The following is a 345-nucleotide window of genomic DNA, read 5'->3' on the forward strand; positions in this document are numbered from 1 at the left end:
TTCATCGTTGCCATAAAATAGATTATTTACGGTGTTAGTAGCTTGTTGAAGTGCAGATGTAGCAGTGTTTGTCTGTTTTTGAACTGCTTTTTCGGATTTTGTTTCTACTGATTTAGAAGTTGTTGTTTCTTCTACTTTCTTAGTAGCTTTTGTAGTATCTGTTACGTTTTCCTCTGAAGCACTTGTTTGACTTGATTGATTGTTTCCTTCTTTTGAAGAAGTAACTGCAACTTCGTCTTTTATTCCTTTTTGTTCAGCATGCACCATTGGTGTGATTGCACCAGATAAACTAGAAAGAACTAATGCACTTGTCATTGTAAATGAAAATAGTTGTTTTTTAAAATT

1 pseudogene is annotated in these 345 nt (G+C 33.0%); it reads right to left on the reverse strand.

Going from position 1 to position 345, the window contains the following annotated elements:
- Positions 1 to 345 (reverse strand): annotated as a pseudogene (locus tag RV14_RS12380) (toxin Cry1Ac domain D-VI-related protein); the annotation flags it as partial.

Origin of the sequence: Enterococcus ratti (genome assembly GCF_001886195.1) — a bacterium.
Lineage (GTDB): Bacteria > Bacillota > Bacilli > Lactobacillales > Enterococcaceae > Enterococcus_B > Enterococcus_B ratti.